19 protein-coding genes are annotated in these 23,227 nt (G+C 61.5%); 10 read left to right on the forward strand and 9 right to left on the reverse strand.

Features of this window, described 5'->3' with window-relative positions; translation table 11 throughout:
* Positions 1 to 323 precede the first annotated feature (323 nt).
* Entirely contained in the window at positions 324 to 1,208 is an 885-nt protein-coding gene (locus HAQ05_RS24615) for an AraC family transcriptional regulator (protein ID WP_190425951.1), read from the reverse strand.
* Between the two features lie 261 nt (positions 1,209 to 1,469).
* Here HAQ05_RS24615 and HAQ05_RS24620 point away from each other — a divergent pair, with 261 nt between their 5' ends.
* Positions 1,470 to 2,225, forward strand: a complete 756-nt coding sequence (locus HAQ05_RS24620) for an SDR family NAD(P)-dependent oxidoreductase (RefSeq protein WP_190425953.1) — start codon at positions 1,470 to 1,472, stop codon at positions 2,223 to 2,225.
* 69 nt (positions 2,226 to 2,294) lie between these two features.
* The gene (locus tag HAQ05_RS24625) at positions 2,295 to 2,723 is read left to right on the forward strand and encodes a tautomerase family protein (protein ID WP_190425956.1); all 429 of its coding nucleotides are present in this window, start codon (positions 2,295 to 2,297) and stop codon (positions 2,721 to 2,723) included.
* Positions 2,724 to 3,069: 346 nt separating this feature from the next.
* Here the strand turns inward: HAQ05_RS24625 and HAQ05_RS24630 are convergent, their stop codons facing one another.
* The 4 genes from HAQ05_RS24630 to HAQ05_RS24645 all read right to left on the reverse strand — a co-directional run bounded on the left by HAQ05_RS24630 (position 3,070) and on the right by HAQ05_RS24645 (position 7,347).
* Positions 3,070 to 4,443: a transposase gene (locus HAQ05_RS24630; RefSeq protein ID WP_190425958.1), complete on the reverse strand. Its 1,374-nt coding sequence runs from the start codon at positions 4,441 to 4,443 to the stop codon at positions 3,070 to 3,072.
* Positions 4,388 to 4,858 carry a hypothetical protein gene (locus tag HAQ05_RS28850; protein WP_238936583.1) on the reverse strand — a complete coding sequence of 157 codons (471 nt, stop codon included), beginning with the start codon at positions 4,856 to 4,858 and terminating at the stop codon, positions 4,388 to 4,390. The genes HAQ05_RS24630 and HAQ05_RS28850 overlap by 56 nt, the downstream gene beginning before the upstream one ends.
* A 272-nt stretch (positions 4,859 to 5,130) precedes the next feature.
* Positions 5,131 to 5,457, reverse strand: a complete 327-nt coding sequence (locus HAQ05_RS24640) for a hypothetical protein (protein WP_190425961.1) — start codon at positions 5,455 to 5,457, stop codon at positions 5,131 to 5,133.
* A 582-nt stretch (positions 5,458 to 6,039) separates the two neighbouring features.
* Positions 6,040 to 7,347: an Nramp family divalent metal transporter gene (locus HAQ05_RS24645; protein WP_190425963.1), complete on the reverse strand. Its 1,308-nt coding sequence runs from the start codon at positions 7,345 to 7,347 to the stop codon at positions 6,040 to 6,042.
* 244 nt (positions 7,348 to 7,591) lie between these two features.
* Between HAQ05_RS24645 and HAQ05_RS24650 the strand changes: the two genes are divergently transcribed.
* A complete protein-coding gene (locus HAQ05_RS24650) occupies positions 7,592 to 10,408 on the forward strand; it encodes a sensor domain-containing phosphodiesterase (RefSeq protein ID WP_238935309.1) in 2,817 nt (938 codons plus the stop codon).
* Positions 10,409 to 10,531: 123 nt separating this feature from the next.
* On the opposite strand, the gene HAQ05_RS24655 is transcribed toward HAQ05_RS24650, so the two are convergent.
* The gene (locus HAQ05_RS24655; protein ID WP_190425968.1) at positions 10,532 to 10,882 is read right to left on the reverse strand and encodes an MmcQ/YjbR family DNA-binding protein; all 351 of its coding nucleotides are present in this window, start codon (positions 10,880 to 10,882) and stop codon (positions 10,532 to 10,534) included.
* A gap of 162 nt (positions 10,883 to 11,044) precedes the next feature.
* On the opposite strand from HAQ05_RS24655, the gene HAQ05_RS24660 reads away from it, so the two are divergent.
* From HAQ05_RS24660 to HAQ05_RS24670, 3 genes are all read left to right on the forward strand, one after another.
* Entirely contained in the window at positions 11,045 to 11,968 is a 924-nt protein-coding gene (locus HAQ05_RS24660) for a LysR substrate-binding domain-containing protein (RefSeq protein WP_190425969.1), read from the forward strand.
* 159 nt (positions 11,969 to 12,127) lie between these two features.
* Positions 12,128 to 12,736 (forward strand): FMN-dependent NADH-azoreductase, encoded by a 609-nt coding sequence (locus tag HAQ05_RS24665; protein ID WP_190425970.1) that lies wholly within the window; start codon positions 12,128 to 12,130, stop codon positions 12,734 to 12,736.
* A gap of 206 nt (positions 12,737 to 12,942) precedes the next feature.
* A complete protein-coding gene (locus HAQ05_RS24670; protein ID WP_190425993.1) occupies positions 12,943 to 13,980 on the forward strand; it encodes an alpha/beta hydrolase family protein in 1,038 nt (345 codons plus the stop codon).
* Between the two features lie 14 nt (positions 13,981 to 13,994).
* On the opposite strand, the gene HAQ05_RS24675 is transcribed toward HAQ05_RS24670, so the two are convergent.
* On the reverse strand, positions 13,995 to 15,167 hold the full coding sequence (locus HAQ05_RS24675) for an MFS transporter (RefSeq protein ID WP_190425971.1): 1,173 nt from the start codon (positions 15,165 to 15,167) through the stop codon (positions 13,995 to 13,997).
* 216 nt (positions 15,168 to 15,383) lie between these two features.
* On the opposite strand from HAQ05_RS24675, the gene HAQ05_RS24680 reads away from it, so the two are divergent.
* Positions 15,384 to 16,343 carry an ABC transporter substrate-binding protein gene (locus tag HAQ05_RS24680; protein WP_238936584.1) on the forward strand — a complete coding sequence of 320 codons (960 nt, stop codon included), beginning with the start codon at positions 15,384 to 15,386 and terminating at the stop codon, positions 16,341 to 16,343.
* A gap of 5 nt (positions 16,344 to 16,348) precedes the next feature.
* On the opposite strand, the gene HAQ05_RS24685 is transcribed toward HAQ05_RS24680, so the two are convergent.
* Complete coding sequence (locus HAQ05_RS24685; protein WP_190425972.1) at positions 16,349 to 17,701, reverse strand: amino acid permease; 1,353 nt, start codon at positions 17,699 to 17,701, stop codon at positions 16,349 to 16,351.
* A 422-nt stretch (positions 17,702 to 18,123) separates the two neighbouring features.
* On the opposite strand from HAQ05_RS24685, the gene HAQ05_RS24690 reads away from it, so the two are divergent.
* Both HAQ05_RS24690 and HAQ05_RS24695 read left to right on the forward strand, forming a co-directional pair.
* The gene (locus HAQ05_RS24690; protein WP_190425973.1) at positions 18,124 to 19,449 is read left to right on the forward strand and encodes an LLM class flavin-dependent oxidoreductase; all 1,326 of its coding nucleotides are present in this window, start codon (positions 18,124 to 18,126) and stop codon (positions 19,447 to 19,449) included.
* A gap of 15 nt (positions 19,450 to 19,464) precedes the next feature.
* Entirely contained in the window at positions 19,465 to 20,478 is a 1,014-nt protein-coding gene (locus tag HAQ05_RS24695) for an aldo/keto reductase (RefSeq protein ID WP_190425974.1), read from the forward strand.
* A 143-nt stretch (positions 20,479 to 20,621) separates the two neighbouring features.
* Here HAQ05_RS24695 and HAQ05_RS24700 read toward each other — a convergent pair whose 3' ends face one another.
* Positions 20,622 to 21,938, reverse strand: coding sequence for an MFS transporter (locus tag HAQ05_RS24700; RefSeq protein ID WP_190425976.1), 1,317 nt, complete (start codon positions 21,936 to 21,938; stop codon positions 20,622 to 20,624).
* A 151-nt stretch (positions 21,939 to 22,089) separates the two neighbouring features.
* Here HAQ05_RS24700 and HAQ05_RS24705 point away from each other — a divergent pair, with 151 nt between their 5' ends.
* The gene (locus HAQ05_RS24705; RefSeq protein ID WP_190425978.1) at positions 22,090 to 23,199 is read left to right on the forward strand and encodes a sugar diacid recognition domain-containing protein; all 1,110 of its coding nucleotides are present in this window, start codon (positions 22,090 to 22,092) and stop codon (positions 23,197 to 23,199) included.
* The last annotated feature ends 28 nt before the right edge of the window (positions 23,200 to 23,227 follow it).

Here is a 23,227-nt window from a genome sequence, read left to right on the forward strand (position 1 = left end):
TTCGGGTAAGAGCTTCGTTGGCGCATGGGAATCCTGGCGATAAGGGTGATCGCGTCCGCTAAAAAATAGACGGACAACATCGCCCTTAATGCTGGAGTTCGGTAGGTGTGTTCACCGGGCGCTTACGCAGTTACCAACGCAGCGGGCAAGCGAAATCGATGAACTGCTGCCGCACCAGTGGGTATCTGCTTGAATCATGCAAGGTCACTTCAGCGGGCGCCTACAAATGAATGGCATGGCGAACCTCGAAATCGGCGCGAAGGGTGTGCTCTTGGTATGCGTCCGGAATTAGGAGCAGAATGAGCGGAGCAATTGGCGCAAGACTAAGCCGATGTGCTAAGCAGCATTTTTACTTCGCGGATATCTTTCGCGGGGGGCACGCCAAACATGCGACCGTATTCTCGCGTGAATTGCGGGATGCTTTCGTACCCTACTTCATAGGCTGCTTTGGCGATAGGTACGCCCTCCAGAAGCCTTCGCCTTGCCTCGATTAGCCTGAGTTGTTTTTGATATTGAAGCGGAGTCAGCGAGGTGACCGTCCTGAAATGGGTGTGGAACCCTGAAAGGCTCATACCGGCTGTCTCAGCCAGCTGTTCCATTCGCAGCGGCTGGGCGAACTCCTCACGAATCCTGGCGATCACACGGCCAATTCTTTGGGCGTGGCTGCTGGCAATCCCAAGCGCTCGGATGGCTCCGCCATGGCGTCCTGATAGGAGCCAGTAATGGAGTTCTCTGACCCGTTGGTCTTTTAGTATTTCCACTGAACCAGGTCGATCAAGCAGGCGAAGCAAGCGCAGGGCTGCGTCTGTCACCTCCGTTTCTGTGGACTCTACCCGTAAGGGCTCGCCCACAGTAAAGGGGGCCGTGCCCATCTCGACGACCAATGATTGTATGAGTACGTGATCAAGCTCTACGACAAATGCCAGGTAAGGCTCGTTCCGAGAGGCGACAATGATCTGACTCACTGTTGGTACATCAGCGGTGATGATCAATGATTCGCCGGCACCGAACTCAAAGATTTTGTCGCCCATCGAGACACGCTTTTTCCCTTGAAGCACCAGCGCAACCAACGGCCTTGAGATCGCGTAGAGCAGCGCCGTCGGCGTTGTCTCCCGAAGAATCACCAGCCCGGGGAAAGGGGTGGCAGCAATGCCACCCCGATGATGAGCGTCAGCGTAGCGGCTCACAGCCTTGAGCAGATCGTTCATAGGTCATCAACCCTTCAGTCCGTATCAGCCTAGTGCAATGTCGAATGCTTGCCGACGCAAGACCACTGGATAATGCAGCAAATAATTTGGAGAAACAGGCAAATTCCGCGCCGCCGTTGCGGTGTGCATCCACACCCGTTTACTTGTCACCCTGACAATTTGAACGAATAGGCAATTCAAGTGGCCGATCACGCAACCTGCAACGCCAGCAACACGTCATCGTTAACGCTCATTCAGCATCTGCTTGGCAGGAGTATAACGATGACCACTATTTCAATTGTAACCGGTGCAAACCGTGGCCTTGGGCGCAACACTGCGCTGAGCATCGCTCGCCAGGGTGGCGATGTGATCGTTACCTATCGTAATGGCAAAGAAGCTGCGGATGTCGTGGTAGCCGACATTCAGGCGCTAGGCCGCAAGGCCGTCGCGCTGCAATTGGACACGAGTAAGGTGTCGTCCTTCCCCGACTTCGTGATCGCCGTGCGCGCGGCACTGAACGACACCTGGGGCCACGATACCATCGACCACCTCATCAACAACGCCGGACATGGCGAAATGGCTGACTTTGCTGCCACAACGGAAGCTCAGTTCGACGCGCTCTTTGACGTGCACGTCAAAGGGGTATTTTTCCTGACCCAGTCCCTTCTGCCGTTATTGGCAGAAGGCGGGCGTATCATAAACTTCTCGTCGGGCTTGACCCGTGTGTCCTTTCCAGGCTTCTCGGCCTACTCGGCAGCCAAGGGCGCAGTCGAAACACTCACCGTATACATGGCCAAAGAGCTGGGCAACCGTGGTATCACCGTCAATACCGTAGCCCCCGGAGCGATAGAAACCGATTTCCTGGGTGGAGCAGTACGCGACATCCCCGACTACAACAATGCTTTTGCCGATATGACCACGCTTGGCCGCGTGGGCGTGCCCGACGACATAGGCCCAATGATCGCCAGTCTCTTGGCTCCTAGCAACCGGTGGGTCACAGGCCAGCGCATCGAAGTCTCCGGCGGCCAATCGATTTGATTTATCAACGATGGGTTCTGCCTAAGGCGGAGTCCATCGCACCCCTGTCTCCTGTATTAGAGATTTCCGATGCCTAAATTCATCATCCATGCCCCTGCGGGGACGTTCGATGCCACCGCGCGTCAACAGGTCGCCGGGGCTCTCATGCAGTTGGGGATCAGTTGCGAAGCACTGCCTCACTCGCCCATGGTACGCAGCACCGTATGGACTTACTTTGCCGAGTATCCGCCCGATGCCGTATTCATGGGAGAGACGGCGGCGTGGCTGCCGGTGGTGTCGCTTCAGATATACGTCATCAACGGCGGTCTCGATGCGAGAAACAAGCGCAGGTTGATTGAGGGCGCCACCGCGATTCTTGATTGCCGTCCGGGAGGCACAGCGGTGGCCCCAGTCTATGTGGTGATTCACGAAGTCGAAGAGGAAAGCTGGGGCATCTTCGGCCAGCAGGCGGATTTGGCAGCACTTCGAGCCAGTGCTACCGACGCGCCAGCCATATAAAGAATCACCATGCATAACGCCGGCTTGCAAGGGGTGTTCACCGTACGCTTGGTGGAAAATGGCCGCCTGAGCATGGCCATAACCCAACGGGCGCGCTTAACAGCGCGCCTTGAGGCGCCGGCGTCATTATTGGCCGGAAAAGTCCGAGCGGCTGAACGTTTCGTTGCCCGAACGCGCGTTGTTGATCGATTCTGTTGAAAAAGTCGGATTTTCAAATGGCCTGAACTCAGGCACGACCACCACCGGAGAACCTACTCACCACATTGAGTGGTTTTTCGGTCCTTCGATGAACTTTGCCGCTCTGTTATTGGGTTAATTTGAGGTTTTTTGCTTGGTGCAGGCGCACCTATCCCGTGACTGGTGGCCCTTGAGATGAAAATTTGGCCAGCCGTCGCAGGTTCTGCACCGCAGCGGCCAGCGTGAACTCATCCGTCGCGCCACTTATGCCACGTAGCCGCAGGCGATCCAATTTCAGGATGCGCTTGAGGTGGGCGAACAACATTTCGACCTTTTTACGTTCGTGGCGAGAGCGCTGATATGCCGGCGTTGCTGCAATGCGCCGAGCCACATCGCGAGCGGCTTCATGGACGCTGCGAGCGATCTTGCGAGTCGAAGTGTTCGGGCAGCACCTGGCTTTCGTCGGACATGTCGCGCAGTCGGTCTGTCTGGATCGGAAGATGATGGTGTTGGCTTTGGTGACGTGCGAACGCTCGTTCTTGAAGGCTCGCCATTCGCTGCACAATGGGTTGCCGGCTGGGCAGCGGTATTCCTCGGCCTCTTCATTCCAGTGGAAATCGTTACTCGAAAAGCTGTCGCTCTTGCGCTCAGTTTTGTCCCACACCGGCACATGCGGCTCGATGTCTTTTTCCTCCACCATCCAGACCAGCATCGGCGCGGTACCGTAAGCGGTGTCGCCAATGAGGCGTTCCGGCTTGATGTCGAACTGCGCTTCGACCCGATCGATCATCGTCTTGGTGCTCTCGACTTCTGCGGTTCGATGAGCCGGTGTGGGTTCCACATCCATGATCACGCCGTGCTCGGTATCGATCAGATAATTCGTGGAGTAAGCGTAGAAAGCAGGGCCGCCTGGAGCAGCCGTCCAGCGGGCCTGAGGATCCGTCAGCGACAGGCGTTTCGGTAGCGTTTCGGCCAAAGCCTCCTCATCGAGGCCTTCAAGGTACTCACGCACGGCGCGAGTGCTCAGGGCCGGATCGCTCCAGTTGATCTGTTCATCACCCGGTACGCCGCGCTGCCGACTCGCATCCGCCTTGATGATGCTGGCGTCCACGGCAAAGCCTTCACCTTTGACCAAGCCTGCGTCCATGCAACGACGCAGCACTTCATTGAACAACCAGCGAAACAGATCGCTGTCCCGAAAACGGCCGTGTCTATTTTTGGAAAAGGTCGAGTGGTTGGGGACTTCATCTTCAAGGCTTAACCGGCAGAACCAGCGATACGCCAGGTTCAAATGGGCCTCTTCGCACAGCCGCCGCTCTGAGCGAATGCCGTAGCAATAGCCCACGATCAGCATGCGGATCATCAGTTCAGGATCAATCGACGGACGCCCGATAGGGCTATAGAAATCGGCGAGGTAATGGCGCAGGTCACTCAGATCGAGACACTGATCAATGCTGCGCAGAAGATGATTGGCTGGGATGTGATCTTCAAGGTTGAACAAGTAAAACAGTCGCTCCTGCCCACTCGATAACTGTCCCATCATGCTCTGTGATCCCCCGCCGGCCAATGAAGCAATTTTGCCGCAGGTCAAACAGGGGAGCTACTTTTTCACCAGAATCGATCGTAAGCTTGCCCTCGGCAATGGTGTAAGAGGTTTGCGCATCGCCATCATTGTAGGCATTGCGCCACCGGCCCCAGGCTTTTTCGTCGCGCAAGTAGGCAGCCCAGATCACCCGCGTACCCTCAAGGCGGCAGCGGTAGCGGACCACGTCGCCGTCTTCACGCCGGTAGGAGATCTGCGGCGTATCGCCAGGCCGTTCGGTTTTCATGGACGTGGGCGTGCGGTTCGTTTCGACCGCAATGGCTGCCTTGCAGATTTGCGCCGAGGAAAACTCAGCCGCCTCGACGGCCCCCAGGCTAAACACGGTGACACTCAACAAGCCCCAATAAGCGCGCATATAAACGCCCCTTGCCGCGATTAGACCGGAACTTAAGTGTACACCTTGCACCACGGGCAGGAAGTGGCCGGTGAATGGGGTGCTCCAGGCGTTCTTACGGCATTGATGGGTGGCTTTCGCTGGCGAGGCGTGGCAACGCGGCCTTGGAGTACCAGGCCGCGTTAGCATTGCAGTTAACTTCCAATTAGGTGCCAGCCGGGAAGGTTATGCCATGCACCGACCGTGGCGCACCGCTGGGCCGCATCAACCGTAAAGCGGCCCGGCGGTATCCGCTAGCAATAGCGGTCGACGACTTTAACTGCGCCATGCTCCAGGCCCTGGCATTCGCGCTTTAAGGTATAGAGCACACGGGATAGAAAATCGTGATCGGCGGCGGCTTTCTTACCTACGTACCCGCCACCGCGGCGGTAAGTGCGAAGCCGGGCACGCATGCTCGGCCGCTGTTTTTCGAATGCATGTTCGCAAGCCTCTGGGCCCAGTGCTTCGACATGCACCTCGCCGCTTTCACATACCCACAGAATGTGGCTGTCATGGGTGTCTCGGCGGCCGGCGAACAAGCGCGCCAGGTCATCGACGGTCGGTTGATTATTCAAGTTCATGTTCATGCCTCCACCTCGTCTGGTTGATGTACAGCGATCGCCTACAGCCTGCTGCTGCGACTGTGTAGTGGCTTATTGTTGACGCTACAAGCAAAAGCCAAGCGCACAATGGCTGGGCAGGAATTGACAAGGGGAGGCATTACCGGCCCAGCAGCTTGACAATTTCCAGCCTGTGCGCGCCCTGCCAGGGCTGCCATGCGGGTCAGCTCATCAATCTGCCTTGTGGGCAGCACAGTCGCGGCGTGCCTGGCGGCTGGCCAGGCTTATCAGGCCGCTTTTTACATGCTCCCCGGTGGGGGAGATGGCTGCATCATGCAAGGGGAAATTCGCAGCGTCAACTATTCTGTAGTGAATTTATTAAAAGCACTACATTTTGACAAAATGATAGACAATCAGGCATTTGGAGGAAGGGTTGCTGGCGGCTGGTCAGTTCGCGCCCACGTCGTACGCACGAATTTTCTTGCTGGGTGAAGGATGGTAACGCGGCACGGTACAAAAGGTGCTGGCCAAAAGGCGGCCCACTTCTGAGACACCCCACTTGGGGTGCTTCAGAAGCTGTTAGCCACGTTACTGGCCGCCGGCCTAAGCGGTGAGTAATTGCGCACCCAATTGGAACGCTACCCACAGCGCAAGCACGGTGGCGAAGCCCAGGGCGATGTTCTCGAACAGGTTGTTGCGGTATTGGCCCATGAGCTTTTTCTGGTTACTCATCACCAGCAAGCCCAGTGAGATCACCGGCAGGCCGACGATGTTCAGCGCATTCACGGCAATGGTCAGGGTCACGAAGTCGGGCATCCCGGGTAACGACCATACCAACGGGGTTACCAGAATGAACATCATGAACCATTTGTGCAGCGGGTCTTGGTGCAGCACCTTGCCGTAGCGTTGCTTACGCGAGGGCATGATGTGTTGCACGGCATCGGTGATCAGCCGCGGAAACGCGGTGGTCTTGCCGGCGACGCTGGCGAACAAGGTGGCGAAGGCTCCTACGAAGAACACATACCAACCGGCTTCGCCAAAGAACATGCGCAGGGCCTGGCCCAGGTCGTCGAGGGTTTCCACCTTCAGGTTGTTCGGGCCGAGAATTTCGGCACCCACCACCCAGATCGCCAGGTTGATGATGATGCCTACGAGCACCGCGAACAGCAGGTCGTTGCGCTGCAAGCGCCGGTGCTCTGGCCCGGTCCAGCCTTTTTCTTTCATCACGTAGGGGTGTACGAAGTTGGCAATGGAACCCGCCACCGCGCCAATCACCGATACCGCGACCAACAGCGCACCGTGAACGCCTTTGTCCGGCGGAATGCTAAAGCCGAGGGTGCCCCTGAGGATGCCGCCCAGGTCAGGCCGCGACATGATTGCCAAAGCCAGGAACGCCAAGGTCATCAAGCACAGCAGCACCTTCATCACCCGCTCGATCTGCCCGTAGATGTTACGGCCTACCAGCAGCCACACCGCGAGCATCACGGCAAAAGAGCACAGCAAGGGGTAGGGCAGGTGCAGCAGTGTAGCCAGCGCTTCGCCGGCACCCTTGAGCATATAGGCGTTGGTGAGGTGGCCCATCACCAGCGCATAACCCAGCATGAACCAAGCGAACACCGGGTGCAGTTGGGCGTAACCGCCCAAGATGCTCATGCCTTGGAGATTGCAGAGTTGAAACCGCGCAATGATGTTGACGATCAAAAACCGCAGCAGCAGGGATATGGCCAGCACCCACATCATGCTGTAGCCATAGTTTGCGCCTGCCACCGAGGAGGTGATCAGGTCACCTGCCCCGAGCCAGGCGAGCACCGCAATGATCCCGGGGCCAAGCATCTTGCCGATGCGGGCCAGGCTGAAGCCGTGCTCGCGCTGGGTAATTAGGTGTTTATCGACGGGGTTGGCGCGCGCCATAGGCGTATCTCTCCCATTGTTGTTGTTGTAGGGCCGCTTTTGATACCAAAACGGTTAATGCCGCAAATACGACATCGTATAACAGTGGCAGGTTCATCACTATGAGGACGTTATTGCCCACCATTTATCAGCCAGCGACATACGGCAGGGGTGTTGCGTGATACGAGGGGTCTGGCCTCTTGCCATGACCCATCGGCTCAAACGATTATGGCTGAACATTTTTCCATACCGCTTGGAGCACCCCATGGAATTGCGAGACCTAGACCTGGTATTAACCCAGGCCGCGCAGTCGGGGCACAGCCAGCAATGGGGCTTCTACCGGGCGGGGGAGCACCTGCAACTGGCAGGACACGGACGTGACGCATTCCACTGGCCGGCCACCCTGGACCCCGCTGCGGTGGATGCATTTTGTGCAGCGCACGGCTTGCACCGCTGGGCGACTGGCCACGGCGAACATGTGCTGGGCTGGCTGTTGGCCCCGCAGCCGGGTCACGATTCCGCACAGCTCGCCGCATTGGCATTGCGCCTGGGGCTATGCTTGCAGAGCCAGGCGCTGGCACGGGCGCAACATACGCAACGAGTGTTGTACGCCATTACCCATTTAGCCACCTCGGTGCGCGACCGCGGCACGTTCATGGTTCGCTTGCACCAAGAGCTGGGCACCTTGATCAATGCGGAAAATTTCTACTTGGCGCTGTACGACGCCCGTAGTACCGAAATCACCTACCCCTACTATGTCGATACCACTGACGACGAAGCGGTGGAGAGCGACGGCCGCGAGTTTCTGGACCGCCAACGGTTGTCGATGACCGGTACGGTGTTGACCACCGGCCAGCCCTTGCTGGTGACCCGCGACGACATCGCCGAGGCATGGGCCAGCGGGCGCTTTTATTGCGTGGGCCATGTGCCGGAGTTCTGGATGGGCGCCCCGCTGAAAAACGCGTCCGACGAAGTCTTCGGCATGATCGCCATACAGGTATACGACAGCCAGCGCCTGTACAGTGCCGAGGACCGTGCGTTGTTCCTGGTAGTGGCGCGCCACGTGGCCATGGCGCTGGACCGCATCCTGCACCGCGCGCATCTTGAGGAGGTGGTGGCCGAGCGTACCCGCGAGCTGTCTCAGCTCAACGAGACGCTGCGCCAGCAGGTGGCCGAGCGCGAACGCGCCGAACATTTGCAAAGCGCGTTGTTCCAGATTACCGAGTTGTCTAGCCAGCCCGGCGATATGGCCCAACTGTTCCCGCAGTTACATGGGATCGTGGGCGAGTTGCTGTATGCCCGCAATTTCTACATTGCCCTGTACGACGCCGAAACCGGCGAGGTGAACTTCCCTTATTACATTGACGCACAACTCACTCGCCGGCCTGGGCCCCGCCGTGGCCAGCGCGGCTTGACCGAATACGTAATCCGCCAGCGGCGGCCCTGCCTGATCGATTATGACGATGCCACCCGGCTGATGGAGATGGGCGAAATTCAGAACACCAACGAGCCGGTACGCTCGCAGTCATGGCTAGGTATTCCGCTGTTCGACCAAGAAGCGGTACGCGGGGTGCTGGTGGTGCAAAGCTATTCCCCGCACATTTGTTACACCCGGCGCGACCAAGAACTGCTCACGTTCGTGTCGCGCCATATCGACACCGCACTGTCGCGGCGCAGTGCCGCCGAGGCGATCCACCTGGCCAACCTGCGCCTGGAAGCTCGGGTTCAGGACCGCACGCGGGAGCTGGACCTGGCCAACGCCAAACTGTTACACGAAAACATCCACGACTCGCTCACCGGCCTGCCCAACCGCAGCCACCTGCAACAGCGCCTGGAGTGGGAATGGCAGCAGTTCCGCCAGGACGGCCGGCAACTGGTGGTGATGTTCCTGGACCTGGACCGCTTCAAGCTGATCAACGACAGCCGCGGCCACCAGTTTGGTGACCTGCTGCTGATGGCCGCGGCCGCGCGCCTGCGCAGTTGCCTGCGCGACAGCGACCTACTGGCCCGGCTGGGCGGCGATGAGTTCGCGGTACTGGCCCCGCAAGCACCGGCCGACGTGGCCGTGGACATCGCCGAGCGAATTCTGGCGGCCTTCGACCTGCCGTTTCACATCGATGGCCAAGCGGTGTTTTCTTCCTGCAGCATCGGCATCGTCAGCGCCGACGAGCAGTTCCACCGTGAACCCTCGCACCTGCTGCGCGACGCCGACACCGCGATGTACCGGGTCAAGAACGCCGGGCGCGACAGCTTTGCGGTGTTCAACCACGAGCTGCGCCGGGAGTTCTCTGACCAAGTCGAGCGCGAAGGGGCATTGCGTAATGCGCTCAAGCGCAGCGACCAGTTGGTTCCGTACTTCCAGCCGATCATCGATGTGGCCAGCGGCCAACTGATAGCGCTCGAAGCCTTGATTCGTTGGCGCCAACCCGACGGCCGAGTGCTGGCCCCCGGCGCATTCCTGCCGGCGTTGGAGGGCTTGCGCCTGATCGGCCGGCTCGACCTTTATATGCTGCGCTGCGTGGCGCAATTGCTGGCCCAGCCTGAACACGCCGGCTGGCCGACCGTGCACGTGAATTGCTCCAGCTACAGCATGACCCGCCCCGAGTTTGCCGGCGAAGTGCTCGACCTGTTGAGCACGTTCAACGTAGCCCCGAACCGGATCTGCCTGGAACTGACCGAGGGCGCGCTGGTGGCTGAGCCAGAGCTGGCCCGCCAAACGATGCGCCATCTGGCCGAGCGGGGCATGTCCGTGGTACTCGACGATTTCGGTGCAGGGTTCTCATCGCTCAGTTATGTGCATCAGTTCCACTTCACGGGGCTGAAGATCGACAAATCGTTCATTCTCGAACTGACCACCAGCGTCCGTAGCCGGGCCATTGTTCGCGCTATCGTGCGCATGGCCGAATCGCTGGGTTTGTCGGTGGTGGCCGAGGGCGTTGAAGACCTTGCGGCGCTGGACCTGCTGCGCGACATGGGCGCCGGCCAGGCCCAGGGTTATTATTTCGCCCGGCCGTTGGCCCTGGGCGACTTGCTGGGGCATGAACTGTGGCGTGAAGGCGAAACCTCGGTGCACTCGCGATAGCCCGATGCGCCGAGTCGGTGCCGCCCGGGCATCGCCCCGGGAATGTTACCGTCGGGCACGCGCGGCGCGGCGGCAAAGGGCGCTGTCAATCCTGTGCAGCTAACGGGGCACCACGCGGGCTGTTCACTCTGCCATCAATGCTACCCGCGCCCGTTTGGGCAGGCGGGCCACCACCAATTGATGAGAGCGCTTGAGCAGGTCTCGCAATTCGCCGGCCGAAAGCCGCTCTGGTGTTTGCACGCTTACCCACTTGGCCCGTGCCAGGTAGGGCGCCGGGCGAAACCCGGGGCGGTCGCAATAGCCCAGGAACAACTCTTCCTCGACCTTGAAGGCTAAATCGTTGCCGCCGCGCAGGTGGGCTACGGCGAACATTTTAGTGCCGGCCACGGAAAACACCCTCACGCCACCCCATTTGTAGTCTTCCCGGGCGCCGGGCAAACTCAAGCAATAGCGAACCATCTCGTCCAACGTCATCGCGGGCGCCTCGTTCAGTCATTGGCCCATCAGACACCCGCAACTGCGCGCTTTTCAAGTGTTGATTGAGCCGACATCTTTATAAACCCGGCGGCCTAGACTACCGCTGCCTCTGTTGGGTTATGGTAGGGTCAGCCGCTGAACCCTGGTAGGCCTTGCTCGATGTACGACCTGAACGACCTTTATTACTTTGTGCAAGTTGTAGATAACGAGGGGTTTGCTGCAGCCGGGCGCAAGCTCGACATACCTAAATCCAAATTGAGCCGACGGGTTACACTGCTCGAAGAGCGGCTGGGCGTACGGTTGATACACCGCTCAACGCGCAAATTCTTGGTCACCGAGGTTGGCCACAGCTACTATCGGCACTGTGTAGCCATGCTCGCCGAGGCCAATGCGGCCCAGGCGGCCATAGAGCATTCCAGGTCCGAGCCGCAAGGTATCGTGCGTATCAGTTGCCCCCCAGGGCTGGCCGCCATGGGGGTGAGCGACACGCTGGCTCGGTTCATGGCCAACTACCCGAAGGTCACGGTCTACATAGATAGCACCAACCGCCGGGTCGATATCCTCGGTGAAGGGTACGACATCGCGTTACGGGTGCGTTTTCCGCCGCTCGAAAACGTCGACTTGGTGGTAAGGGTTCTGGGAAAAAGCCTGCAAAAGCTGGTGGCGCATCCGTCGCTGGTGCCGGCGGAGCCCGCATTGGATATAGCGCGGTTGGGCAAACTGCCCAGCGTCGACCTGGGGCCGGCTAACCACGAGCATCGCTGGCGCTTGATCGACGCCCAAGGCCAACCGTTCGAGGTTACCCATAAGCCCCGCTTGATCACATCGGACCTGGGCACGCTACTGCAAGCAGCCTTGGAAGGGGTCGGTGTCGCCCAAATGCCAGAGATTATGGTTAGGGATGCACTCCAGGCCGGCAAGCTGGTCGAGGTGCTCGCCGGCTATACACTGCGGTGCGGGATCATCCACGCGGTATTCCCGTCACGAAGAGGGTTGGCCCCGGCCGTTAGGCTGTTGATAGACCAACTGGCAGAAGATTTTGGCGCTGTGGCGGTAGCTGACCCGCACGCCTCAGGCACCTAAACTCAATGCCGAAGGCCGCCGGCACACACCATAAGGGCACCCTCGTCGGTGCTAATCGTTCTATAAATAGAACAATCCAATGCATTTTTTGGCGCTAATCAGCCAATCCCGCTTTGGATAGGATAGCGCCATCCAACGATCGCCTTCAGGGGGCCCCACATGAAACTGCTGCACATCGATTCGAGCATTCTGGGTGACAATTCCGCCTCGCGCCAACTGACCGCCTTGGTCGCCGATACCTGGAAAGCCAAGCAGCCGGGGGTGGAGGTGACCTACCGTGATTTGGCCCACGATGCCTTCGGCCATTTCTCCGCTGCGAGCCTGCTGGCCGCTGGCACCCCGGCCGAATCCCGGGATGGCGAGCAACAGCGTGAAGCCGAGCTTAATGCGGCCGCGCTGGATGAATTCCTGGGCGCGGATGCGCTGGTGATCGGCGCGCCGATGTACAACTTCACCATCCCGACCCAGCTCAAAGCGTGGATAGACCGCATCGCCGTGGCCGGCAAGACCTTTCGCTACACCGAAAACGGCCCAGAAGGGCTGTGCGGTGGCAAAAAAGTGGTGATCGTGGCCACCGCGGGTGGGCTGCATACCGGCCAGCCCAGCGGTGCGGCCCACGTTGACTACCTCAAGCTACTGCTGGGTTTTCTTGGCATCACCGACATCCAGGTGGTGACTGCCGAGGGCCTGGCCTACGGTGACGAGGCCCGCGCCAAGGCGATCGCCGACGCCCAGGCGCACATCGAAGGCCTGTTCAAGCCTGCCTGAACCGCCGCGCCACGCCGCAGTCTGAAAAGATACGCCGCCGCTGTGCCCCACGGGTACGGCGGCGGTTCGTTTTGTGACCACAAAACACATTGGCCTGCCTTTTGCTGCATTACACGCTGAGCGCTTGGCGCTTGCCATCGTCATGGCGCCTAACCCGGTGATGACCACCAGGGGCCAGGGCAATCGGCGTGAGCGAGGGCATACGGATGGTGCGCTTTTGTGCAAGCACGTTATGGCTATTGGGTTTAAGCTTCTTTTCGGTGCAGCTGTTGGCGGCGCCGGCCAGTCACTATTCCGTGGGTTACCACCGCTTGACCTTCGCCGACCCGCTCGATGGCCAGGCCATGCAGGCGTACGCGTTCTACCCGACCCAAGCCCGCGTGCACGCCGGGCTGGTGGATGGCTACGACATCGCCGCCGGTGAAGACTCACCTATTGCCCTCGGCCGTTTCCCCGTGCTGATGTTGTCCCATGGCAACAACGGTACGCCCCTGGCATTGCATGATCTGATCACCACCATCGCCCGTCAGGGCTTCGTGGTGGTGGCCGTGCTGCACCCCGGTGACAACTACCTGGACCAAAGCCGCCTGGGCACACTCAGCAACCTATACGGCCGCCCGCTGCAGATTTCCGCCGCTATCACCGCCGTACTGGCAGAACCCATGCTTTCGCCTTTTGTGAACGTTGGGCAGGTGGGGGTGATTGGCTACTCCGCGGGTGGCGAAACCGCTTTGATACTTTCCGGCGCCCAGCCGGACCTACAGCGTTTGCGCGATTACTGTGCCCAATACCCCAGCGACCAGGACGCCTGCAAGGCCCATGGTGAATTGGTCGCCGACCGGGATGACTTGGCCCCGCAGGCTGACCCGCGGGTACGCGCCTTGCTGCTAATGGCGCCGCTTAGCCTGATGTTCGGCCGCCATACGCTGGAGGACGTGAACGTACCCACCCTGATCTATGCCGGCGACCACGATCAGTTAGTGGCCTATGACAAAAACGCGGGCGCGCTGGCGCGCAAGCTGCCACGGCACCCGCAATACCGGTTATTGGCCGGTGCCGGGCATTTTGTGTTCCTCGCCCCTTGCAGCGCCGAGCAGGCCGCCCGCGCCCCGGCGCTGTGCGCCGATGGCGAGGGGGTGGACCGGGTGTCGATCCATAAAAGCTTGGTCAGTGAAGCCGGCACGTTCTTTAGCCAGGCCCTGGGCACGGCTAGCCGTGCAGGGCTACAAACCGCCGACCAGTGATTGCCGAGCAATGCTCACTGGGCCTTGCGCCCCAGGCTGGTGATCAGCCCAAGTCCCGCCAGCGACAACCCGGCGGCGACCAGGAAGATCGGCCCATAGCCGATGTACGAGGCCACAACGCCCATCAGCGGCCCGGCGGCGGCCAGCGCCAGGTCGAAGAACACGGCGAAGGCGCCCAGCCCGGCCCCGCGGCTGCTGCTGGGCACTTGCCGAATGGCGATAACGCCCAGCGCCGGGTAAACCAGCGACAGGCCCAAACCGGTGAGGCTGGCGCCGGCCAGTGCCCACGCCGGCGAAGGCGCCAACCACAGCAGCAAGAACCCCAGGGTTTCCACGGCCATGCACGCCAAGGCGGTGGCCATGGCGCCGTAATGGTTAATGGCGTTGATGAACACCAGCCGGGCCGCCACGAAACTGATACCGAAGGCGGTCAGGCAATACGCAGCGCCCAACCAGCCGTTCTCGCGGTAGTACAAGGTGATGAACGTGGTCAAGGTGCCGTAGCCGATCGAGGCCAGGGTAAGTGCCAAACCATAGGGGGCCACCTTGGCGAACGCCGACCAGAACGGCATACGTTCACCCCGTACCAGCGGCATCGAGGGCTTGTTGCGCAGCACCGCCAGGCCGACCAAGGCCAGCACCACCAGCGCCGGGCCAAGGGTGTTGAAGCCGAGCGAGCCGGTGAGCACCACGCCGATCGGCGCCCCGAAAGCCACCGCGCCGTAGGAGCAGATACCGTTCCAAGAAATCACCTTCGCGGTATTCTCCGCACCCACCGCGGCAATACCCCAACTGGCGGTACCCACCCCCACCATGCCTTGGGCGCAGCCCAGTAACAACCGCGCCGCCAGCAGCGGCGCCAAGCTCAGCGCCGGCCAGCTTTGGCAAAGCGTAGCGATCAAAGTCAACAGCCCACTGGCAGCGATGCCGTACAGCCCCCAGGTGATGATCTTCTTGGTGCCCATGGAGTCGGCCAGGCGCCCAGCCAATGGCCGAATCAGCAAGGTGGCCAGGTACTGCAGGCCAATCACCAGGCCCGCCACCATAGGCCCATAGCCGAGTTCGTCGTGCACGTAACCGGGCAACACGGCAATCGGCAAACCGATGCACAAAAACGCGATCAGGCTATAGAACACGATAGAAAGAATGGTCAAGGTGACATTGGCGTGTGCGGGCGGGGCGGTCATCGGGTCCTCATCACAGGGGGGGCAGGTCAGGGGCGGCAAGCTGTCATCAGACGTCTGAAGGCAGACAACTCGACACATTCACTTAAGCATATGCCCAAATCGAATTTCCATCGGAGAAAAGCGCAGGCTTAACGTGGCTGAAAACGCAGCGACCGTACGCTCGGCGCTGCAGTGTATCGTTGGTTGAGCCGCCTACCGGGCGTTGTGGAGTACGATTTGAAACTGCTACACGTGATTGCTGTGCTGCTTATTGGGGGGGCCGTCGCCGCACAGGCCGCCGAGCCTATTACCCTGCGTATCGCCGATCAAAAGGGCAACATGCGCGCCCAGCTTGAGGCTGCCCATGCGCTGGACAACCTGCCTGGCTACCAGATCCAGTGGGCCGAATTCCCGGCCGCCGCGCCGTTGACCGAAGCCCTCAACGCTGGCGCCGCGGACGCCGGTATCATTGGTGATGGCCCGCTTTTGTTTACCTCGGCGGCCGGTGCGCCGGTCAAGGCCATCGCCGTGGACCAGGCCGACCCTTACGGTACGGCGGTGTTGGTGCCACAAGGTTCCCCGCTGCAAACCGCCGCAGACCTCAAAGGCAAGCGCATTGCCACCGGGCGCGGCTCCATTGGCCATTATGTGGCTGTGAAGGCCCTGGCCAGCGCCGGGTTGACCGCGAAAGACGTAGAGTTCAAGTTCCTCGGGCCGGTGGATGCGAAGATCGCCCTGGCCAATGGTTCGGTGGATGCCTGGGCTACCTGGGAGCCCTACACCGCCCAGGCCGAATTGGTAGACAAGGCTCGTGTGCTGGTCAGTGGCCGCGGGTTGCTGGCGGGCAATAGTTTCCTCGCCGCGACCGACCAGGCGCTGGCAGACCCAGCGCGCCACGCGGCACTGCAAGACTACGTAAACCGCATTACCCTGGCCCAGCGTTGGGCCTATCGCAACCTGGACAGTTATTCCAAGAGCTTGGCCGCGATCATTGGTTTCCCGCCGGAGGTGGCGCGCCTGCAATTCGAGCGGCGCGCGCAGCACTGGGAAGCCATTAGCGACAACGTGGTGCAACAGCAGCAGGAGGTCGCCGACTTCTACCACCAAACTGGGATGATCCCCGTCGAGTTGAAGGCGGCAAACACCTTTGACCACAGCTTCAGCGTACCCCCGGCCAGCGAAACCGCCGCGCGTTGACCGGCTCAGCGGCGGCGGTGGTTAGTCACTTTATACGCCGCCGCCAACAGCAGCAGCCAGGCCGGGATCAGCAGTACCGACACCTTGAACGGCCCTAGCCACATCACAACCAACACCCCGGCCAAAAATGCCAGGCACAGGATGTTGGTGGCAGGGTAGCCCCAGCTCGGATAATGGCAGATGTGGCCTTCAGCCTGTTTGGCCCGCTTGAATGTCCAGTGGGTGATGCTGATGACCCACCAGTTCAATACCAGCGAGGCGACCACCAGGGCCATCAGCAGGCCCAGGGCTTCGCCGGGCACCACGTAGTTGATGACCACGCACAGGCCGGTGGCTACCGATGACACGCCCAATGCCGTAAGCGGCACCCCCCGGCGGTTGACCTTCAGCAGGGCGCGTGGGGCGTTGCCCTGGCGCGCCAGGCCGAACAGCATGCGGCTGTTGCTGTAGACGCAACTGTTGTACACCGACAACGCGGCGGTGAGCACCACGGCATTGAGCAGGGTGGCCACCACTTGGGCGTCGAGGGCGCGGAAGATCAGTACGAACGGGCTGCCGCCGCTGACCACCTTCTGCCACGGATACAGCGCCAACAGCACCGCCAGTGCACCCACGTAGAACAGCAGGATGCGCCAAATTACCTGGTTGGTGGCCTTGGGGATGCTACGGCGCGGGTCGTCCGCCTCGGCGGCGGTGATGCCCACCAGCTCAAGGCCACCGAAGGAGAACATGATCACTGCCATGGCCATGGTCAACCCCGCCACGCCATGGGGGAAAAAGCCGCCGTCATTCCACAGGTTCGCCACCGTGGCCTGCGGGCCGCCTTGGCCGCTGGCCAGCAGCCAGGCGCCAAAAGCGATCATGCTGATGATGGCCACGACTTTGATCAGCGAGAACCAGAATTCCATCTCGCCATACAGGCGCACGTTGCACAGGTTGATCAGGTTGATGATCACGAAGAACACTGCAGCCGATACCCAGGTGGGGACGTCCGGCCACCAGTACTGCACGTATACGCCCACCGCGGTGAGCTCGGCCATGCCCACCAGCACGTAGAGCACCCAGTAGTTCCAGCCCGACATGAACCCGGCGAAAGGCCCCAGGTAGCGGTAAGCGAAGTGGCTGAAGGTGCCCGACACAGGCTCTTCGACCACCATTTCCCCCAGTTGGCGCATGATGAAAAAGGCGATCAGGCCGGCGATGGCGTAGCCCAGGATCACTGAAGGGCCGGCCATCTGGATGGTTTGGGCGATGCCCAGGAACAGCCCGGTGCCGATGGCCCCGCCCAGCGCGATCAACTGGATATGCCGGTTCTTGAGGCCGCGATGCAGGTGCTCGGGGCTTTGTGGGTCACTCATGCGGGGCTTTCCCTGAAAAGGCCAGTGCATACCTGGCCGGTTGTACTAAAGAAAGCCGCGTATCTTACAGGGGAAAAGCCGCGGCGCCAGCGCTCGGCTGTTTTTCCGGACGTTACCGGTTTACTAGGGCTGCCCAGCCACCTGTGTGCCCGCCACGATAACCCCCCGGCGCAGGCGCTTGGGGTGCTGGCGGGGGCCCAGCCATCGGCGTAGGCTGGGCAATCCATCATCAGCCCTTGCCACAGCGTAGCGATGCGCTGGTACCCCGTGCCTACTTCGCAGGGTGCCGGGGAACTGGGCTGGCCGAAGTGCCGCGCGCGTTCTCCCGGCCGTTACGAGCCTGAGCATATGCCCAAATGGAATTATCCTGCCGAGGGCGAGCCGGCTAGGGTGTAAAGCGTTTAACCATCAGGAGGCGCCCCATGGCCACCGATCGCCAACTCAAGCTGGGTGCGTTCATGCGCCCGGTCAGCATCCATACCGGGGCATGGCGCTACCCAGGTGCCTGGCCCGATGCGAACTTCAATTTCAAGCACCTCAAGCACTTGGCACAAACACTGGAGGCGGCCAAGTTCGACGCTTTCTTCATGGCCGATCACCTGGCCTTGTTGAACATGCCGCGCGAAGCTCTGAAGCGCAGCCATACCGCCACCTCGTTCGAACCTTTTACTTTGCTCAGTGCCTTGAGCCAAGTGACTGAGCGCATCGGGCTGGTGGCTACCGCCTCGACCAGCTTCGATGAGCCGTTTCACGTGGCGCGCCGCTTTGCCTCGCTCGACCACCTCAGCGAAGGCCGCGCCGGCTGGAACATCGTCACCACCGCGAACCCGGATGCCGCGCTGAACTTCGGCCTTGTGCAGCACTTGGACCACGCCCAGCGCTACGCCCGGGCCAGGGAATTCTACGAAGTGGTCACCGGCCTGTGGGACAGTTGGGCGGACGACGCCTTCGTGCGCGATGTGCAAACGGGCGTGTATTTCGACCCTGGCCGCTTGCACACCTTGGCCCATGAAGGGCCGCTGCTGTCGGTGCGCGGGCCTTTGCACATCGCCCGCCCGCCGCAGGGGTGGCCGGTGATCGTCCAGGCCGGCGCGTCCGAGCCTGGCCGGCAGTTGGCGGCAGAAACCGCCGAGGTGGTATTCGCCGCCAGTAGCACGCTGGAAGAGGGGCAGGCCTTTTATGCCGACGTGAAAGGGCGCATGCCGGCATTGGGGCGTGACCCAGAGCACCTGAAGATTTTGCCCGGGGCCTTCGTCGTGGTCGGTGACACACTGGAAGAGGCCCGTTCGATCCGCGCCCGGCTCGATGCACTGGTACACGAACAAAGTGCCTTCGCCTCGTTGAGCGTTGCCCTGGGAGTGGATGCCAGCCGCTTCGACCCCGATGGCTACCTGCCTGAGATCCCAGACACCAACGATAGCAAGAGCGCCCGCGCGCGGGTACTGGCCCTGGCCGACCGCGAGCAGTTGACGGTGCGCCAGTTGGCGCAGCGCCTGGGTGGCTATTCGGGCTTAGCCTTCGTCGGTACCGCGCAGAGCATTGCCGATGACATGCAATTGTGGCTGGAAAGCCACGGCAGCGACGGCTTCAATATCATGTTCCCGTGGCTGCCGGGTGGGCTTGAGGCGTTCACTGGCCAGGTAGTGCCAGAGCTGCAGCGGCGTGGGTTGTTTCGCCGCGAGTACGAAGGCCGCACCCTGCGTGAGCACCTGGGGCTGCCGCGCCCGGCCAACCGATTTTTCGCCTGACCAAAAGGAACTGACATGCACTACCGTAACCTGGGCCGCAGCGGCCTGAAAGTCTCGCCCCTCAACCTGGGCAGCATGATGTTCGGCGACCAGACCGACGAGGCCACTTCGCGGCGCATCATCGACAGTGCCTTCGCCCGCGGCGTGAATTTCGTCGACACCGCCAACGTGTACAACAAGGGCGAGTCCGAGCGCATCGTTGGCCGCGCCATTGCCGCGCAGCGCCATGCCTGGGTGTTGGCCACCAAGGCCGGAAGCCCCACCGGCCAACAATCGCCGCTACCACACAACGTCGGCGCCAGCCGTAAGCACCTGCTGTACAGTGCCGAGCAGAGCCTGCAGCGGCTGGGCACCGATTACATCGACCTGTTCTACCTGCACCGCGAAGATCACGACACCGCGTTGGAGGAAACCGTCTCGGCCTTGGGCGACTTGATCCGCCAAGGCAAGGTGCGCTATTGGGGGGTATCGAACCACCGTGGCTGGAAGATCGCCGAGCTGGTGAACGTGGCCCGGCGCTTGAACGTGGACGCGCCGATCGCCGTGCAACCGCTGTACAACATCGTCAACCGCCAGGCCGAGCAGGAGGTGTTTACCGCGGCCGCCTACCATGGCCTTGGGATCGTGCCTTACAGCCCGCTGGCGCGCGGTGTGCTCACCGGCAAATACGCCCCGGACCAAGCACCGGCGGCCGATACCCGCGCCGGGCGCCAGGATAAACGCATCCAGGAAACCGAATGGCGGCCTGAGTCACTGGCCATCGCCCAGCAGGTGGCTGCCTACGCCAAAGACCGCGGTACCACGCCCACGGCTTTCGCCATTGCCTGGGTACTGCATAACCCTCTGGTGACCTCGGCGATCGTTGGGCCGCGCACCGAGGCCCATTGGGAGGGTTACTTGCCTGCCTTGGATTACCACGTTACGGCAGAAGACGAGGCCTTCATCGATAGCCTGGTGGTGCCGGGGCATGCATCGACGCCCGGGTTCAATGACCCTGCGCATTTCTTCAGCGGGCGGCCGGTGGTTTGAGCCCTGTTCTTTTAGATTAAAAAGCCGTTTACCTGGTTTGCAGGCGCCCCGCCGTAGGGCCCGGCGGCGGGGGCGCCATATACGCCAGCGGGCCCTGGGCGCTACCGCGATCGCGGGGCCGGGTTCTAAGCGTTAACCGCTGCTTAAACCTTCGCCAAAGCCGGCTTGCCCCGGCCAGGCGCGGCCACCTTCAGCGCCACAATGGCGCCGACCACGATCAACCCGGCCAGGCTGTACAACGCCGCATCGGTGGAGCCGGTTTGGTCTTTGATCCAGCCCACCACGTAGGGGCTCAAGAAGCCGGCCATTTGCCCCACCGAGTTGATGATCGCCAGGCCACCGGCCGCCACGCCCGCGCTCAAGAAAGCGGTAGGCAATGGCCAGAACATCGGCAGCCCGGTGAGCGCGCCCATGGTGGCGATGGACAGCCCCAGCAAGGCCAATGCGGGCGTGCTGGCGAAATTCACGGCGATCAACAGCCCGGCCGCACCCATCAACATCGGTACCACCAAGTGCCAGCGGCGCTCGCGGTGTAGATCCGCCGAGCGGCCCACCAGCAGCATGAACACCCCTGCCAACAGGTACGGGATGGCGCTCAGCCAACCGATTACCAGCGGGTCGGCAAAGCCGAGGCTCTTGATAATCGACGGCAGCCAGAAGTTGATTGCATAGACGCCGCTTTGGATACAGAAATAGATAAAGCCCAGCACCCACACCAACGGCTCGGCGAACACCGCTTTGAGTGAGTGGTCGCTACGTACGGGTTTATGGCGGGCGTCGGCGTCCAGTTCGGCCTGTAGTTGCTCGCGCTCAGCCGGGCTCAGCCAGCCGGTGGTGGCTACGCTGTCGCTGAGCAGCACGAAAGCCAGCAGCCCCAGCAGCAGCGTCGGCACGCCCTGGAGCAGGAACATCCATTGCCAGGCGGCGAGGCCCCCTTGGCCTGCGGCGAAGTGGCCGAGAATCCAGCCGGAGAACGGCCCGCCGACCAACCCTGACACCGGAATGGCCGACATGAACAACGCCATGATCCGCCCGCGCCGGCGGTCTGGGTACCACTGCGAAAGGTACAGCACGATGCCGGGGAAGAAACCGGCTTCGGCCGCGCCGGTGAGCAGCCGCACGCCGTAGAATTGCAGCGGGGTGTTCACCAGCAGCAAGGCGGCGGACAACGCCCCCCAAGTGATCATCATCACGCCGATCCAGCGCCGCGGCCCGAAGCGGGTCAGCGCCAGGTTGCTCGGCACCCCGCACAGCACGTAGCCAATGAAGAAGATACCGGCGCCCAAGCCATAGACAGTTTCGCTCCAGTTGAGCGCATCGAGCATTTGTAGCTTGGCAAAGCCCACGTTCACCCGGTCAATGTAATTGAACAGGTAGCACACGAAAATAAACGGGATCAGCCGCAGCGTTACGCGCCGGTACAGCGCATCGCCGGGCTCGGCGGCAAGGGTGTGGGTCATGGCGTTTCTCACTTTTTGTGTATTGTTCTAACCCGTACGGGTGGTGGCAGTGTCTGCCAAGGCCTTAAGGGTTGTCTTTGTGCCTGTGCACAATGGCCGGCGCTTGCTATTGTGCGCCAACACCTTTCCCGGCCTGCACGGAGCCCCATCAGTGTTCGAACTCGACCATGCCTTGGCACAAGACATCGTAGACCGGGCAATGGCCATTTTGCCGCATAACGTGAATGTAATGGACAGCCAAGGGCTGATCCTGGGCAGCGGCGAGCCCGAGCGGATCAATACCCGCCATGAGGGGGCGCAGTGGGTGTTGGCCAATGGCCGGGTAGTGGAGCTGGACGCGAACGCCGCACGGCGGTTGAAGAATGTGCAGCCGGGGGTGAACCTGCCATTGCTGCTGGAACAGCGGTTGGTCGGTGTGCTGGGCATCACCGGCGCGCCCGACACCGTGCGCACCTATGCGGCGCTGGTACGCATGACCGCCGAGATGCTGCTGGCCCAGCGCAGCCAGCAGGCCCAACAGCAGTGGCGGCGCCAGCGCCGCGACGATTTGCAAGCGCTACTGCTCGGCCAGCCGGAACCGAGCGCCGAGTGCTTGGCTGAAGCCGGCCAATTGGGGCTTAAGCCGCACCTGGCGCGCACCCCCTACGCGCTGCGGGTGGGGCCAGGCCAAGCGCTGCATTTACTGGCCGAATGGCTGTGCAACCGCTACCCCGACAGTTGGTGTACCAGCCCGGCGCCAGGGCATGTGTTGTGGTGCCGGCCTGCCTCGCTGGCGTTGGACGAAGAGCGCTTGTTGGCGCGCTTGGGCGGGCTCGGTTGGCCGGTGCTGCAATGGGCCCAGGGCGAGAACGCGGCAGGCCTTGCCAGCTTGCGCCAAGGCTGCGCGCAGGTGAACGACGTGCTTGCCTATGGCCGCCAGGTACTGCCTGGGCAGCGCCGCTTGGCTCTGGCCACGTATCGCTTGCCGGCCATGCTCTGGCGCCTGCGTGACGACCCGGCGCTGCGCCAATGGTTGGCGCCATTGCAGGGCCTGGTCGAACACGACCGGGGCGGCGTATTGTTGGCCACATTGCGCGCCTGGTGTGCCCACAACGGCCAAGCCCAGGCTTGTGCCGATGCGCTCGGCTTGCACCGCAACAGCCTGCGCTATCGCCTTGAACGCATCCGCGGTTACACCGGGTTGGACCCGGCGCGCATGGCGGATTTGGCTAACCTGTATCTGGGCGTGCAATTGTTACCGGCCGCCGCACTGTCCGATTGAACAAATTCAGCGACCGATACTTGTGCGC

Source organism: Pseudomonas typographi, from assembly GCF_014694385.1.
GTDB classification, from domain to species: domain Bacteria; phylum Pseudomonadota; class Gammaproteobacteria; order Pseudomonadales; family Pseudomonadaceae; genus Aquipseudomonas; species Aquipseudomonas typographi.